This window comes from Streptomyces sp. NRRL F-5126, from assembly GCF_000721265.1.
Taxonomy (GTDB): Bacteria; Actinomycetota; Actinomycetes; order Streptomycetales; family Streptomycetaceae; genus Streptomyces.
Genome location: NZ_JOFZ01000001.1, coordinates 242,735 through 256,589, shown reverse-complemented (window position 1 = coordinate 256,589; position 13,855 = coordinate 242,735). Strand labels below are relative to the sequence as shown.

Here is a 13,855-nt window from a genome sequence, read left to right as displayed (position 1 = left end):
CACTGCCTTGAGGGGTGGGACGGGGTACGGGTGAAACGCTTCTTCGAGCGCGTGTCTCATCTGATTTTCCTGCCGGTCCAGCCTCCCTCGTTCCAGTGAAACCACCGCTGCCACGCCGGGCGTTGATCCCGGCGGGCATAGCGTCGTCCGTATGGCAACGGCAGTCGCCGGCAGGGAATCCGCCGGCAGTGAGAGCAACGGCAGGGCGGCACGCGCGCGCGGCGCGGATCCCGGGGGCGGTGCGGCCGGGTACGGCGGCAGCCGGGGGTTCGGTGCGCTCCTGGTGGTGTCGGGTTTCATGGGCCTGCTGGCCGCCTGGGTCATCACACTCGACGAGTTCAAGCTCCTCAAGGACCCCGGTTTCACACCGGGTTGCAGCCTGAATCCGGTGGTGTCCTGCGGCAGTGTGATGAAGAGCGCCCAGGCGTGGGTCTTCGGGTTCCCCAACCCGATGCTCGGCCTCGCGACGTACCCGGTGGTGATCGCCATCGGCATGGGCGTCCTGGCGGGCGCGCGATACGGCCGCTGGTACTGGCTCGGGCTGCAGGGCGGCACGCTGTTCGGCGTCGGCTTCTGCTCGTGGCTCCAGGTGCAGTCGCTGTACGACATCAACGCGCTGTGCCTGTGGTGCTGCCTGGCCTGGACGGGCACGACGCTGATGTTCTGCTACGTCACCGTGCACAACGTCCGCAACAGGATCATCCCCGCACCCGCCTGGCTGCGCTCGGCGCTGACCGAGTTCCACTGGATGCCGCCGCTGCTCTGGCTCGGCGGCATCGGGATGCTCGTACTGACCCGCTGGTGGGACTTCTGGACGAGCTGAGTCCCGGACGGGGCGTCAGGAAAAAGCCGGAGCGGCTGCGTGGAGCCCCAACTCCACACAGCCGCTCCGTCGTGTTCCCGAGGGGGAGAACAAGCCGTTCCTGCGAGGTAGGTCGCGAACCGATCAGCGGTTGACGCAACCGTTGCCGAACGCGGGGTTCAGCAGGCCGATCACACTCACGGTGTTGCCGCAGGCGTTGACCGGGATGTGGATCGGGACCTGGACGACGTTGCCGGACAGGACACCCGGGGAACCGGCGGCCACGGCGCCCGCACCCGCGTCGGCGGCGGCGGTGCCGGCTGCCGCGAACGCGGCGATTCCGGCGGTCGCGACGACCACGGCCGCCTTCTTGATGCCGTTCATGCGATGTACCTTTCTTCGGTGGTTTTTTCACTTTATGTGCCGAATCGCCCCCCTGAGGGGAGCGACCCGGTCACCCGCCGAAACTCCATCGCCTGGCGTAACGCCGGCACCTGCCGCCGGACGGCGTGTGTCAGCCGCCGAGCGGGAGACCGCCGAGGAGGGAACCGACGCCCTGGCCGGCGTCTGACCCCTTGGCCTGCCCGCTCTTGCCCTGCCCGCTCTTGCCCTGCTTCTGGCCCGGCTTCGACTTGCCCAGGCTCTGCGCCGTGTCACTGACCGCGTTGACCAGCGAGCCCTTGTTCTCCGTGTCCAGCGCGTTGGTGTTGATCGGCGAGCCGCTGCGCAGCCCGTTGGCGGCGATCTCGTCGATCCCGCCGTTCAGGCTCGAGGGGGTGAGGCCGTTGGCGAAGGCCGGGGCCGCCCCACCCAGCGCGACCAGGGAACCGGTGACGATCGCGGCAACCTTCATGGACTTCATGTGCGTGAACCTTCTTTCGCGTCGGACTGCGTCATCCCTAACGAGCCCGCGCCACCGGGGGAAACTGCGAGACGGCCGAATTCCGCCGGTGCCACTCTTACGCCTGGCACCGGTGTGCCGCGCGTATCGAATGCGGGGCGCGGTCGTTGGGGCGCATGGGCCGGACACGACGCGGCGGCCCGGGTCCGGCGGTGTGCCGGCTCCGGGCCGCTCGGTGTACGACGGTGTCTCAGGCGTGCGGGTTCAGCGGTAGAGGCCGGCCATCCCCGGCACCGCGGGCGCGGGCAGCGTCGAGACCGCCGGCACGTCGGCCGGGAGTGTCGTCGTCGCCGGCCGGTCGGACGACGGCAGCGTGGACGTCGACGGCAGTGTGGTGGACGTCGCGGGCATGGTCGGCAGGTCGGGCAGGCCAGGCAGGTCGGGCTTCGGCAGGCCGCCGGCGAGCACGTCCGCGACCAGCACGTTGACGAGCTTCGTCACGGCGTCCGACGTTCCCGTTCTGGCCTTCGTCGCGTTGCCCGCCTTCGCCGCCGTGACAAGGGCGTCCACGGACTTCTGCAGGCCGTCGAGCGCCTGGGTGACGGTGGCCTTCGGCTTGGCCGCGGCGTCCGGCCGGGTGCCCGTGGCGGCGGCCTTCGGCTTCGCCGCGGTGATGGCGTGGGTCGCGGCGTCGCCGAGCCTGTTCGCCTCCGCGGCCGGCACCTTGCCGTCCTTCGCCGCGGCCACGGTCCTCAGCAGGTCGGTGACGGGCGTCAGCACGCCGCCCGCGTCCCTGAGCGTGTTGATCTGGCGGGCCAGCGTGGCGGCGTCGGGCAGCGGGGCGCGGGGGAGGGGCTGGTGGGCGGCGGGGGCGGCGTGGCCGGCGCCGTGCGGGGTGTGGACGGCGGCGGCCGCGGGGCCGGCGGTGCCGAGAGCGAGTGCGGTGCAGGCGGCGGCGGCCGCGGCGGTCAGGGGGAGCTGGGGGCGCATCGTGCGGGGGTCCTTTCGGGACACGGGGAACGGTCACTTCACGGTCCGTTCCGCCGGTGTGTCCCGCAACGCGCCCCGGTCCGAACGGGTGGCTGACACGTCCTCATCCGTACCAATGGCACTGGCGCCGGCGCCGCACATGGAGAGGAGCCGCCACGCCTGGACGGCGGGACGGCTCCTCGGGCGCCTCAGGGCGTAATGCCTCAGGCGTTGACGCAGGTGTTGCCGAACGCGGGGTTCAGCAGACCGATCACGTTGACGGTGTTGCCGCAGACGTTGACCGGCACGTGGACCGGGACCTGCACGACGTTGCCGGAGATGACGCCGGGGGAGCCGATGGCAGCGGCACCCGCGCCGGCGTCGGCGAACGCGGCACCGGACGCGCCGGCGACAGCGGCGACCGCCGTGGTGGACAGAACAACAGCCTTCGCGATACGCGACATGGGGATGAGGCTCCTCGGTGTGACAGACAAAACGAACGCCGGGCGCGAATGCCCGACGTACCGATCAACGCGGCTGCACCCGATCGGTTGCTGCCCCGAATGAGTGAAGCCTGAGCTCTTCTGCCTGGCCGCGACCCTGGCAGCCCGGTGCGTCCGCGTGCCTCCGTCACATTCAGGGCCCGCTCTGTAAAGGTGCCTATCGGTCCGGATGGGACTCTTTCGGGCTATTTGCGCGACCTCCGGAGGGTGGGGTTCCCGTGGCGTTGAGCGGATCAAGAGACAAACCTTTTATGCGAACAACCGTGGCCACGACTCAGGTGTGTTCGACCCGGAGACCGCTCTGACCGCCGGTGAGGGGCGACTTGGCGTTCGATCCGGCACCGGGCGTGACCCCCTGGGGTCCGGTGCGTTCTTCGTACAGGCGGGGGCCGGGGACTGACCGGGGACCCTCCGACGCGTGGGGGCCCGGCCGGCGCCTCCTCCTCCAGCAGCGGAAAGAAGTGGGACGAAGTGCGCGTGACGTCCGGTAGTTCCGGGGCCGACACCGGCTTCACCGCCCTGCACCTCGTCCAGCCCATCGAAGGCGGTGTGCCGCGCGTCGTCGCCGACCTCGTCGCCGCACAGGCCGCGGCCGGGTTGCGCGTCGTCGTCGGCTGCCCGCCCGAGGGCTTCCTCGCCGCCGCGGCCGTACGCGCGGGAGCCGAGGTCAGGCCGTGGCGGGCCACCCGGCAGCCGGGACCGGCGCTGCCCGGCGAGGTCCGCTCGGCCGCCCGCATCATCGACGCGGTGCGCCCCGGTGTCCTGCACGCCCACAGCGCGAAGGCGGGGCTCGCCGGCCGGCTCGCCGCGCGGGGCCGTGTGCCCACCGTCTTCCAGCCGCACGCATGGTCCTTCGAGGCCGTCGGCGGCCCGATGGCGGCCGCCGCTCGCGGCTGGGAGCGGTGGGCGGCGCGCTGGAGCGACCGCATCGTGTGCGTCAGCGACGCGGAGCGCGCGACCGGGGTGCGCGCCGGTGTGCGCGCCACCTTCCGTGTCGTGCGCAACGGAGTCGATACCGGGCGCTTCACGCCCTCCGCGTCGCAGGACACCGGGTCCGGGGACGGCGGCGCGCCGCTGCCGCTCGCCGGCCTCGGCAGGGACGGGCTCGACCTCGACGCGGGGCCCGACACGGAGGCGGCCCCCGTCGTCGTGTGCGTCGGCAGGCTGTGCCGGCAGAAGGGGCAGGACGTCCTGCTGCGCGCGTGGGAGTGCGTCGCGCGCGAGGTGCCGGGCGCGCGCCTCGTCCTCGTCGGAGACGGTCCTGACGCCGCGTCACTGCGCGCCGCGGCACCACCGTCCGTGCTGTTCGCGGGTGCGGTCGCCGACACCGCGCGCTGGTACCGCGCGGCCGACCTGGCCGTCCTGCCGTCCCGCTGGGAGGGCATGGCGCTCTCCCCGCTCGAAGCCATGGCCTGCGGCCGGCCCGTCGTCCTGACCGATGTGGACGGCTCGCGCGAGTCCCTGCCGCCAGGGCACGCGGAACGCTGCCTCGTACCGGCCGGGGACCCCGCGGCGCTCGCCGCGGCCGTCGCCGCGCTGCTGCGCGACGGTCCTGGCCGCGCGGCACTCGGCCGCCAGGCGCACGACCACGTTCTGAGCACCTTCGACGTGCGGCTGACCGCCGCGGCCATCGCGGACGTCTACCGCGAGGTCGCGGACGCGCCGCACCCCGAGCGCAGGGAGCCGATCCACCAGTGACCACGGAAAGCACCGGTCTCCCCTCCCCCTCGGGGGCCCCGAGCAGCGCCGGGCAGAGCACGGGCCGCATCACGATCGCCGCGCCGCCGCGTGAGCGCGCGCGCGACCACGCGCCGCGCGGCCTCGAACCGTTCGACCGCGTCGCGGCGCCCGCGCGCGTGCGCAGGCCGGCCCGCCGGACGCTGCCGCTCCTCGCCGCCGACGCGGCGGGCGTGCTCGCGGCGATGGCCGTCCTGCGGGTCGGCAGCCAGGTGGCGGCGGGGCCCGCCGGGATCACGCTGGCCGCGCTGCTCGTCGCGTGCGTCACCGGACTCAACGCGTACGGCGGCCTGTACGGGACGGCGGTGAACCCGTCGGTGCTCGACCGGCTGCCCGCGTTCGCTGTCCGCGTCGGTATCGCGTGGTGCGTGGCGGCGGCCGTGTGCGACGCCCTGTTCTCCGTCGCGGACGTGTGCGCCCTGTCCACGCTCGCCGGGGGCGTGGGCGCGCAGCTCGCCGTCGCCTGCGGGCTGCGGGCCGCGGTGAACGTGCGCGCACGCGCGGCGGCGCGCGCCGCGGGGCGCCCCGCCCTCGTCGTGGGCGGCGGCGCGCAGGCGCGGGCGGTGGCGGCACTGCTGGCGCGCCACCCGGAGTACGGGCTGCTGCCCGTGGGCCTTGTGGACTGCTGCGCCGACGCGCCGTCAGGCGCCGCGTCCGCCGCCTCCGCTGTCGGCACCGACGGGCAGGACATGCGCGCGGTGCCGCCGGTGCTCGCGTCCGTCGAGGACGTCCAGCGTGCCGTCGTCCTGGGCGGCGTGTCCGAGGCGGTGTTCGTCGGCGTCGGCGCTGATTCTTTCAGTGCGGCGGATGGCGCCGGCACGGGCGAGCTCGTCGCGCTGCTGCGCGCGTACGGGTGCGGCGTGCTGTTCGTCGGCGACGCCCGGGACGCGGCGGGCCCGCGCCCGAGCATGCCCGAGCACCTCTGGGGCTTCGCCTGCCGCCGCGTGGACGCACCGGAGCCGCGCCGGCGCGGCAGACGGGCGAAACGCTGCCTCGACATGGCCGTCGCGGCGCCCGCGCTGCTCGCCGTCTCGCCGGTCCTGCTCGGCTGCGCGCTCGCCGTGCGGCTGTGCGACGGCCCCGGCGTGCTGTTCCGGCAGGAGCGTGTCGGGCAGGACGGCCGCCTGTTCACCCTGCTGAAGTTCCGCACCCTGCGCCCCGCCGACGAGCACGAGTCCGCCACCCGCTGGAACATCGCGGGCGACCACCGCATGAGTACCGTCGGCAGGCTGCTGCGCCGCACCTCGCTCGACGAGCTTCCGCAGCTGTGGAACGTGCTGCGCGGCGACATGAGCCTCGTCGGGCCGCGCCCCGAACGCCCGCACTTCGTCGCGAACTTCAGCAAGACCCTGCCCGGGTACGCGGCACGCCACCGGATGCCCGTCGGCATCACCGGCCTCGCGCAGGTGCACGGGCTGCGCGGCGACACGTCCATCGAGGACCGCTCGCGCTTCGACAACCACTACATCGACCACTGGTCGCTCTGGCAGGACGTGTGCATCCTGCTGCGCACGGCGGCCTCGCTCGTCCGGCCGGCGGGCAGCTGATGACCGCGCCCGCGCCCGTGTCCGCACCTGTCGTGGTGATGCCCGCGGCCCCCTCGCCCGCTCCCGCGGTGGCGGAGCGGGAACCCGCCAACGCCCTCGTGCGACTGACCCGTTGGCGGTACGCGCACCTGCTGCCCGTCCTGGCCGTACTCGCCCTGCTCGCCGTGCCCGCGCCGCCGGGCGGCAGCGCGTCCGAGGGCACGGGCACGGTCGCCGACGCCGCCTCGGGGGTCCTCGTGCTGTTCTGCGCGGGGCGGCTGCTGCGCCTGCGAGAGCGGCCGCTGAGCCGGACGGCCGCTGTGGTGCTCGGCGCCCCCGTGGTGGGCGTGTCCGTCGCCGCGATCGCCTCGCACGACCCCGCGTTCAGCCTCGCCGGGGTGCCGCGCTACCTGCAGATCTTCGTGCTCGTGCCCGCCGCGCTCGTCCTGCTGGTGCGCGGCAGGCGCGACTTCGCGGTCGTGGCCGGCGGGCTGGTCGCGCTGGCGCTCGTCGAGGGCGGCGTCGGCGTCGTCCAGAACCTGACCGCCACCGGGGCGTCGTACGAGGGCAAGGACATCAGGGCGGTCGGCACGTTCGGCCCGACGGACGTGATGGGCATGGCCACGGTCGTGTCGTACGGCCTGATCGTCGCGGCGGGTTACGCGCTCGACCGGCGCGCGGCCCCGCGCGTCCGGGCCTGCGCCGCGGTGTGTGCCGGGCTGCTCGTGGTGCCGCTCGTGCTGTCGTTCAGCCGCGGCGCCTGGATCGCGACGGCCGCCGCGCTCGCCGCGATGCTCGTGGCGACGGGGGTACGGCGCGCGGTCGTCGTGGCGCTTGCCGCGGGCGCGCTCGGGGTGGTGCTGATCGGCGGGTTCGGCGTCGGCTCCCAGCTCGTCGGGCAGCGGCTCGACTCGATCACGCGGGTCGCGGGCGACCCCGACCAGTCCGTGACCGACCGGTACACCATGTGGGCGGCCGCGGTCGACATGTGGCGCGAGGACCCCGTGTCCGGCGTCGGGCTCAAGGGCTTCCCCGCGTACCGCGATGCGCACGCCTCGCTCGCACTGTCCTCGGGCAGCGACACCGACGGCGCGGGCGCGGGCTTCCAGCGCGAGCCGCTGCTCTCCCCGCACAACATGTACCTGCTGATCCTCAGCGAGCAGGGGGTGATCGGGGTGCTCGCGCTGGTGGGCAGCTGGCTGGCGATCCTGGTGTGCGCCGTGCGCCGGCTGCCCCGCGCGCTGCGCGAGCGCCGGGACGCGGGCATCGCGGCCATGGTGTGCGCGCTGCTGGTGTGGCAGCTCATCGACTTCGCGTACGCGGACATCGGCGGCCCGTCGACGGTCCTCACCGCGCTGATGCTCGGCCTCGCGGCGGCATGGTCACTCGGCACGGTGGGACACCTCCGCGCCCCGGGTCGGGCGCGGCAGCGGTGACCCCCACCGGCGGCACGCCCGCGCCGCGCGCCGGCGGGCACGAGGCGCCGGGCGCGGGCGCCGCGCTCTCCGGCGCCGGTGCACCGGTGGCCGCAACGGCGGTCCGGGTGGACGGCGACGGACCGGCTGCCGTGGTGGCCACGAGCGGCGCCTCGCAGGGCCCCGTCGCGTCGAACATGCCGGCCGTGCAGACAGCCGCCGCCATACCCGCACCTGACGCGCCGTCCGCGGCGGCGGTGCGGGTGGACGGCGCCGGGGCGGCGCCGCGGTCTGGCGGTCCCCGGCCCGCACCTGCGGGCCCGGCGCCCCGGCCCGCAGGTGGGGCGGAAGGCGACGGCGGTGCAGCGGGCGCGGGTCCTGAGCCCCGTCCTGCTGACGCGGCGTCCGGTGCGGGCGGTGGGGCGGCGCCCGCCTCCGTGGGATCGGGTGCGGCGGTGCCGGAGGCGGACGTGGGTGCTGGTGCGCCGGGGCCGGGCGGCTCGGCCGGTGCCGGTGTCGCGCCCGGAGCCGGCGCGTCCAGCGCCGAGGGCGGGCCTGCCGGGCGGGGCGGGGTGCGGTTCGGGCGGGCCGCGCTCGTCACCGCCGTGCTCACCGCGCTCGGTGCGCTGCTCGGGCTCGTGCGTGACCAGGTCATCGCCCACCTCTTCGGCGCCGGCGCCGAGAGCGACGCGTTCCTCGTGTCGTGGACCGTTCCCGAGGTGTCCTCCACCCTGCTCATCGAGGACGCCATGGCGCTCATCCTGGTACCCGCGTTCAGCCTCGCCGTCGCCCAGCACTCCGTGCGCGCCCTGCTGCGCCGCACGCTGACGCCGCTGTGCTGCGTCCTCGGCGGTGTGGCGCTGCTGCTGATCGCCGGGGCGCCGTGGGTCGTGGACGCGCTCGCGCCCGGGCTGCCCGACCACCGGCTCGCCGTCGACTGCACGCGCGCCACCGCGACGTGCGTGTTCACCTTCGGGCTCGTCGGCTGCTTCAGCGCCGCCCTGCGCGCGCACTCCCGCTTCTTCGCACCAGCCGCGATCTACGTCGCCTACAACGCCGGCATCATCGCCACGATGGTCGTGCTGCCGGGCCGCCTCGGAGTGCGGGCCGCCGCGCTCGGGGTCGCGTTCGGCGGGGTGTGCATGGTGCTCGTGCAGGCGCCCTCGCTGTGGCGGCGCGTGCGGGCCGCGATCCCCACGCCCGCCACCGCCGTACCCGGCATCGGGGTCGCGCTCGTCGCCCCCGTGATCGTCTTCGCGCTGAGCAGGCAGGCGCAGGTGCTCGTCGAGCGTTTCCTCGCCGCGCCGCTGGCGTCGGGCGCCATCTCTCACCTCAACTACGCGCAGAAGGTGGCGCAGCTGCCGATGACGCTGTCGCTCATGCTGTGCACCGTCACCTTCCCCGCCGTCGCCCGCGCCATGGCCGCGGGCGACACGGCCGCCGCGCGCAGGCGCGTCGAACGCGACCTCGCGACGGCCGCCGTCGTCGTGCTCCTCGGCACCGCGCTCGTCGTGGCCTGCGCCCCGCAGCTCGTGCACGTCCTCTTCCAGCGCGGCGAGTTCGACGCGGCCGACACCGCGGCCACCGCGTCCGTCATGCGCGTCTACGCGCTCGGGCTGCTCGGGCAGACCCTCGTCGGCGCGCTCGCGCGCTGCTACTTCTCGGCCGCGCGCCCCCTGTGGTACCCGGCGCTCACCATGCTCGGCGGGCTCGCGCTGACCACCGCGTCGGGCGTCGTGCTCGTCGGCCCCTGGGGCGTGCTCGGCATCGCGGCGGCCAACGCGCTCGGCATCGGCCTCACAGCCGTGCTGCTACTCGCCGGGCTGCGCCGGCGCAGCGTCCCCGTGCGCGTCCCGTACGTCGCCGCCGCCCTCGCCAAGCTCGCGACCGCCGCCGCCGCGGCGACCGGCGCGGGGGCGGCGTGCGCCGCCGTGAGTGCCGACCCGTACCTCGCGCTCGCCGCGGCGTGCCCCGCGATCGCCGCCGCCTTCCTCGCCGTGGCGGGCGTCCTGCGGGCGCCCGGGACCGGCGCCCTCCTCGCGGCGGCCGTCCGCGTGCCCCCGCTCGCCCGTACCATCCGCACCGTCACACGAAGGCCAACCGATGCCCGCTGACACCCCGTCCGCAGGTCCCCTGCGGGCAGCCATGTACCACTCGGTCGCCGACACGGCCGACGACCCCTACCGCGTCACCGTCCCGCCCGCCCGCCTCGGCAAGCAGCTGCGCCTGATGCGCCGGTGCGGCCTGACGGGCGTGTCCATGGAGCGGCTGCTGCGCGCCCGCGCCGAGGGCAAGGCCGCCGGGCTCGTCGGCCTCACCTTCGACGACGGGTACGCCGACTTCGCCGAGCACGCCGTGCCGGCGCTGCTGCGCCACGGCTGTACCGCGACCGTCTACGTCCTGCCGGGACGACTCGGCGGCAGCAACGAATGGGATCCGCGCGGCCCGCGCAAGCCGCTCCTGACGGAGGACGGCATCCGGGCCGCCGCCGACGCGGGCATGGAGATCGGCTCGCACGGCCTGCTGCACACGGACCTCACCGACCACGACGCCGTCGGCCCGGAGCTGCTCGCCGCGGAGACCGCGCGCAGCCGCGAACTGCTGTCCGCCGTCACCGGGAGCGAGGTGACCGGCTTCTGCTACCCGTACGGCAACGTCGACGCACGCGCCGTCGACGCCGTGCGCGCCGCCGGGTACCGGTACGCCGTCGCCATCGACCCGGGGCCGCTCACCGGCCTCTTCGCCCTCCCGCGCGTGCACGTCGGCAGGCAGGACACCGCCGCGCGGCTGCTCCTCAAGTACGCGCTGCACGGCAGGCGCCGCGCCCCCGTCCCGTACGGCCCCTACCCCGAGGTGCACGAGTCCGAGCTGCCGTGCGTGCAGGAGGCGCCCGCGCCATGAGAGTCCTCCACGTCATCACCGGCCTCGGCATCGGCGGCGCCGAGCAGCAGCTCAGGCTCCTGCTGCGGCACCTCCCCACGGACCACGACGTCGTCACCCTCAGCAACCCGGGCGCCGTCGCCGCAGGCATCACCGCGGACGGCGTGTCCGTGGCCCACCTCGGCATGGCGGGCAACCGCGACCTGGCCGCACTGCCCCGTCTCGCCGGCATGATCAGGCGCGGGAGGTACGACCTCGTCCACACGCACCTCTACCGCGCCTGCGTGTACGGGCGGTTCGCGGCGCGGCTCGCCGGGGTGCGTGCCGTGGTCGCGACCGAGCACTCACTCGGCGCACGCCAGATCGAGGGACGCCCGCTGTCCACCGGTGCCCGCGCGCTCTACCTCGCGGGCGAACGCCTCGGCTCGGCCACCGTCGCCGTGTCCGACACCGTGGCGCGCCGCCTGGAGCGCTGGGGCGTGCCCCACCACCGCATCCACGTCGTCCCCAACGGCATCGAGGCGGGACGCTTCCGGTACGACGGGCCGGCCCGGCGCGCCACCCGCGAGCGGCTCGGCCTGCCGGCCGGCGCGTTCGTCGTCGGCGGCGTCGGCCGGCTCACCCGCGGCAAGCGCTTCGACACCCTCGTGCGCGCCGTGGCCGACCTGCCGGACGCCCGCCTGCTGCTCGTCGGCGGCGGGCCGGAGCGCGACGCGCTGCTCTCCGTCGCGCGGCGGCGCGGCGCCGCCGACCGCGTCCTGCTCACCGGCGAGTGCGAGGACCCGCCGTCCCACACCGGCGCCCCTTCGCTGCCCGCACTGCTGTCCGCCATGGACGTGTTCGTCTCGCCCTCGCCCGACGAGGCGTTCGGCCTCGCCGTCGTCGAGGCGCTCGCCGCCGGGCTCCCGGTGCTGCACGTCACCTGCCCCGCCCTGCACGACCTGCCGCCCGAAGCGGCACCCGGCGCGCGCCAGGTATCGGGGGCCGCCCCCGAGCTGACCGACGAACTGCGCACGTACCAGCAGCGGTTCACCGCCGGGCCGTGGGAGCGGCTGCCCACGCCGCGGGCCGCGCACCACTACGACATCGCGCGCAGCGCCGAGCGGCTGATGGCCGTCTACACGATCGCTACACGAGGAGCCAGTGACCGACGATGACCACGAAGACAGCGGATCAGAAGACAGCGGATCAGAAGACGGAACGGAAGGCAGCGGACGACACCTCACCCGACGGTGCGTCAGCGGGGACACCGGCCCGCCCGAAGAACGCGGCCCGCCGCGCACGCTCCTCCGCCCGCGCCCTGCTGAAGCGGCTGCCCACCTGGACCATCGTCCCCGCGGCGGCCGTCGCCGGGGTCGCCGCGGGCGGTGTGTACGGCGCCGTCAGCACGCCCGAGTACAGCGCGACGAGCTATGTGCTCGTCGTGCCCACCGGCAAGTCCGACCCGGCGTCCGCGCTCGGCTTCGCCACCGCGTACGGCCGCGTCGCCTCGCAGGTCGCGGTACTCGGCGACGCCCAGGTGTGGGCGGGTGTGCCCGTGGAGAAGCTCAAGGCCCAGGTGACGACGGCGACTTCGCCCGACGCGCCGATGATCTCCGTCACCGCCACCGACGCGAACCCCGCCACCGCCGTCGACATGGCGGACGGCGTCGCCCGCGCGCTGGTCAGCAACGGCACGCACCTGCAGACCGACACCAACGTGAAGGTCCTCCAGTTCTCCCGGGCGATCAAGCCGGTCTCGCCGACGTCGCCCTCCACCCCGCTCGCCGCACTCGTCGGCGGCTGCGCGGGCGGCCTGCTGGGTGCGCTGGCCCTGCTCGTACGGCCGAGGCGGCGGCGCGAGAGCGAGCCGTACCCGTCCGCGACCGTGCCCGGCCCCGCGACGGCACACGCCGATGGCCTCGGGGCCCAGCAGGAAACGGTGTCATGACCGCACAGCCGACCGCACGACCCGCCACCGGCGCCGCTCCCGCGCACAAGGCCGAGCACGTGCCCACGCACGAGGCCCCGCACGACCAGGGCGCCCTCACCACGCACGTGTACCGCGACCCGGCGGACTTCGCGTCGCTCGCCGGCGAGTGGGACGCGCTGTTCGCGCGCTGCCGCGCGGCCACGCCGTTCCAGAGCCACGCCTGGCTGCACTCGTGGTGGCGCTCCTACGGCACGCCGGGACGGCTGCGCATCGCGGCCGTGCGCGGCGGCGGCGACGGCCGGCTGCTCGCCGTGGCGCCGCTGACGCTCGCGTACCGGCCCTTCCCTGTCCTCGTCCCGCTCGGCGGCGCCATCACCGACTTCTGCGACGTGCTGCTCGACGACGCGTGGACGGGCCCCGCGGGCGCCGCGCTCACCGACGTGCTCACCGCGCTGGCCCGTACCGCCGTCATCGACCTGCGCGAGGTGCGGCCGGGCGCCGCGGCCGAGGAGCTCTTCGCGCACTGGCAGGGCCCGCGCAGGCAGCTCACCGACTCGCTCTGCCTCGAACTGCCGGGGATGCCCGTCGCCGGCCTCATCGGCCGGCTGCCCTCGCAGACCGGCCAGCGGCTGCGCGCCAAGCTCCGCAAGATCGACAAACTCGCCATCGAGACGCGCGCCGTCCCCGAGCACGAGGTGCCAGCCGCCGTCGGACGCCTGATCGACCTGCACCGCCGCCAGTGGGCCGGGCGCGGCGTCAACCCCGAGCACCTGTCGGCACGGTTCGGCGAGCACCTGGCGTGCTCCGTCAGCGCCATGACGGCGAGCGGGCAGGCGCGGATGACGGAGTTCTCCCTCGGCGGCGTCCTGGTGGCGTCCGACCTGACGCTCCTCTCGCCGCGCCTGGCCGGCGGCTACCTGTACGGCGCGTCGCCCGTGCTCAGGCAGCGCAAGGTGGACATCGCCGCGCTCCTGCTGCGGCACAGCGCCGGGCACTTCGGCCCGGACTCGCCGCCCGGCGCCGCGCTGAGCATGCTGCGCGGCGCCGAGGCGTACAAGAGCCACTGGCGTCCGGAGGCCGTGCGCAACAAGCGGCTGCTGCTCGCCCGTCCCGCGCTGCTGCCCGCGCTGCTCGTGCTGGTGGCGCGGGCGTCGGCGCGCCGCACCGCGGCCGGCTGGGTGAAGCGGTGGCGCGCCAGGGGCGCCGCGCCCGCGGGCGCCGCCGCCGCGCACGCGAGCCGCCGCGCGGGATGACGCCGCAGGCGCCCACG

13 protein-coding genes are annotated in these 13,855 nt (G+C 75.2%); 9 read left to right on the top strand and 4 right to left on the bottom strand.

What is annotated here, in order from left to right:
- Positions 1-151 precede the first annotated feature (151 nt).
- Positions 152-823 carry a vitamin K epoxide reductase family protein gene (locus tag IH48_RS0101165; protein WP_051838937.1) on the top strand — a complete coding sequence of 224 codons (672 nt, stop codon included), beginning with the start codon at positions 152-154 and terminating at the stop codon, positions 821-823.
- A 123-nt stretch (positions 824-946) separates the two neighbouring features.
- Here IH48_RS0101165 and IH48_RS0101160 read toward each other — a convergent pair whose 3' ends face one another.
- The 4 genes from IH48_RS0101160 to IH48_RS0101140 all read right to left on the bottom strand — a co-directional run bounded on the left by IH48_RS0101160 (position 947) and on the right by IH48_RS0101140 (position 3,076).
- Positions 947-1,186 (bottom strand): chaplin, encoded by a 240-nt coding sequence (locus IH48_RS0101160; protein WP_030897813.1) that lies wholly within the window; start codon positions 1,184-1,186, stop codon positions 947-949.
- 130 nt (positions 1,187-1,316) lie between these two features.
- Positions 1,317-1,664, bottom strand: a complete 348-nt coding sequence (locus IH48_RS0101155; RefSeq protein ID WP_030897810.1) for a hypothetical protein — start codon at positions 1,662-1,664, stop codon at positions 1,317-1,319.
- A gap of 243 nt (positions 1,665-1,907) precedes the next feature.
- Complete coding sequence (locus IH48_RS0101150) at positions 1,908-2,633, bottom strand: hypothetical protein (RefSeq protein WP_051838935.1); 726 nt, start codon at positions 2,631-2,633, stop codon at positions 1,908-1,910.
- Positions 2,634-2,836: 203 nt separating this feature from the next.
- Positions 2,837-3,076 carry a chaplin gene (locus IH48_RS0101140; RefSeq protein ID WP_030897800.1) on the bottom strand — a complete coding sequence of 80 codons (240 nt, stop codon included), beginning with the start codon at positions 3,074-3,076 and terminating at the stop codon, positions 2,837-2,839.
- Between the two features lie 516 nt (positions 3,077-3,592).
- Here IH48_RS0101140 and IH48_RS0101135 point away from each other — a divergent pair.
- The 8 genes from IH48_RS0101135 to IH48_RS0101100 are packed head-to-tail and all read left to right on the top strand — an operon-like array spanning position 3,593 to position 13,838.
- Positions 3,593-4,813 carry a glycosyltransferase gene (locus IH48_RS0101135; protein ID WP_051838933.1) on the top strand — a complete coding sequence of 407 codons (1,221 nt, stop codon included), beginning with the start codon at positions 3,593-3,595 and terminating at the stop codon, positions 4,811-4,813.
- Positions 4,810-6,399, top strand: coding sequence for an exopolysaccharide biosynthesis polyprenyl glycosylphosphotransferase (locus tag IH48_RS0101130; protein WP_030897797.1), 1,590 nt, complete (start codon positions 4,810-4,812; stop codon positions 6,397-6,399). Before IH48_RS0101135 ends, IH48_RS0101130 begins: the two co-directional genes overlap by 4 nt.
- 38 nt (positions 6,400-6,437) lie before the next feature.
- Positions 6,438-7,814 carry an O-antigen ligase family protein gene (locus IH48_RS0101125; protein ID WP_030897795.1) on the top strand — a complete coding sequence of 459 codons (1,377 nt, stop codon included), beginning with the start codon at positions 6,438-6,440 and terminating at the stop codon, positions 7,812-7,814.
- Entirely contained in the window at positions 7,811-9,907 is a 2,097-nt protein-coding gene (locus IH48_RS0101120) for a lipid II flippase MurJ (protein ID WP_234434073.1), read from the top strand. Before IH48_RS0101125 ends, IH48_RS0101120 begins: the two co-directional genes overlap by 4 nt.
- Positions 9,897-10,694: a polysaccharide deacetylase family protein gene (locus IH48_RS0101115; RefSeq protein WP_234434072.1), complete on the top strand. Its 798-nt coding sequence runs from the start codon at positions 9,897-9,899 to the stop codon at positions 10,692-10,694. The genes IH48_RS0101120 and IH48_RS0101115 overlap by 11 nt, the downstream gene beginning before the upstream one ends.
- On the top strand, positions 10,691-11,830 hold the full coding sequence (locus IH48_RS0101110; RefSeq protein ID WP_030897789.1) for a glycosyltransferase: 1,140 nt from the start codon (positions 10,691-10,693) through the stop codon (positions 11,828-11,830). Before IH48_RS0101115 ends, IH48_RS0101110 begins: the two co-directional genes overlap by 4 nt.
- Entirely contained in the window at positions 11,827-12,603 is a 777-nt protein-coding gene (locus tag IH48_RS0101105; RefSeq protein ID WP_324604272.1) for a lipopolysaccharide biosynthesis protein, read from the top strand. The genes IH48_RS0101110 and IH48_RS0101105 overlap by 4 nt, the downstream gene beginning before the upstream one ends.
- Entirely contained in the window at positions 12,600-13,838 is a 1,239-nt protein-coding gene (locus IH48_RS0101100) for a GNAT family N-acetyltransferase (RefSeq protein ID WP_107059196.1), read from the top strand. The genes IH48_RS0101105 and IH48_RS0101100 overlap by 4 nt, the downstream gene beginning before the upstream one ends.
- Positions 13,839-13,855 lie beyond the last annotated feature (17 nt).

Bases quoted from the DNA above. Each gene is read 5' to 3' on its own strand.
- IH48_RS0101165 (WP_051838937.1), top strand. From the start codon at position 152: ATGGCAACGGCAGTCGCCGGCAGGGAATCCGCCGGCAGTGAGAGCAAC.
- IH48_RS0101160 (WP_030897813.1), bottom strand. From the start codon at position 1,186: ATGAACGGCATCAAGAAGGCGGCCGTGGTCGTCGCGACCGCCGGAATC.
- IH48_RS0101155 (WP_030897810.1), bottom strand. From the start codon at position 1,664: ATGAAGTCCATGAAGGTTGCCGCGATCGTCACCGGTTCCCTGGTCGCG.
- IH48_RS0101150 (WP_051838935.1), bottom strand. From the start codon at position 2,633: ATGCGCCCCCAGCTCCCCCTGACCGCCGCGGCCGCCGCCGCCTGCACC.
- IH48_RS0101140 (WP_030897800.1), bottom strand. From the start codon at position 3,076: ATGTCGCGTATCGCGAAGGCTGTTGTTCTGTCCACCACGGCGGTCGCC.
- IH48_RS0101125 (WP_030897795.1), top strand. From the start codon at position 6,438: ATGCCCGCGGCCCCCTCGCCCGCTCCCGCGGTGGCGGAGCGGGAACCC.
- IH48_RS0101115 (WP_234434072.1), top strand. From the start codon at position 9,897: ATGCCCGCTGACACCCCGTCCGCAGGTCCCCTGCGGGCAGCCATGTAC.
- IH48_RS0101110 (WP_030897789.1), top strand. From the start codon at position 10,691: ATGAGAGTCCTCCACGTCATCACCGGCCTCGGCATCGGCGGCGCCGAG.
- IH48_RS0101105 (WP_324604272.1), top strand. From the start codon at position 11,827: ATGACCACGAAGACAGCGGATCAGAAGACAGCGGATCAGAAGACGGAA.
- IH48_RS0101100 (WP_107059196.1), top strand. From the start codon at position 12,600: ATGACCGCACAGCCGACCGCACGACCCGCCACCGGCGCCGCTCCCGCG.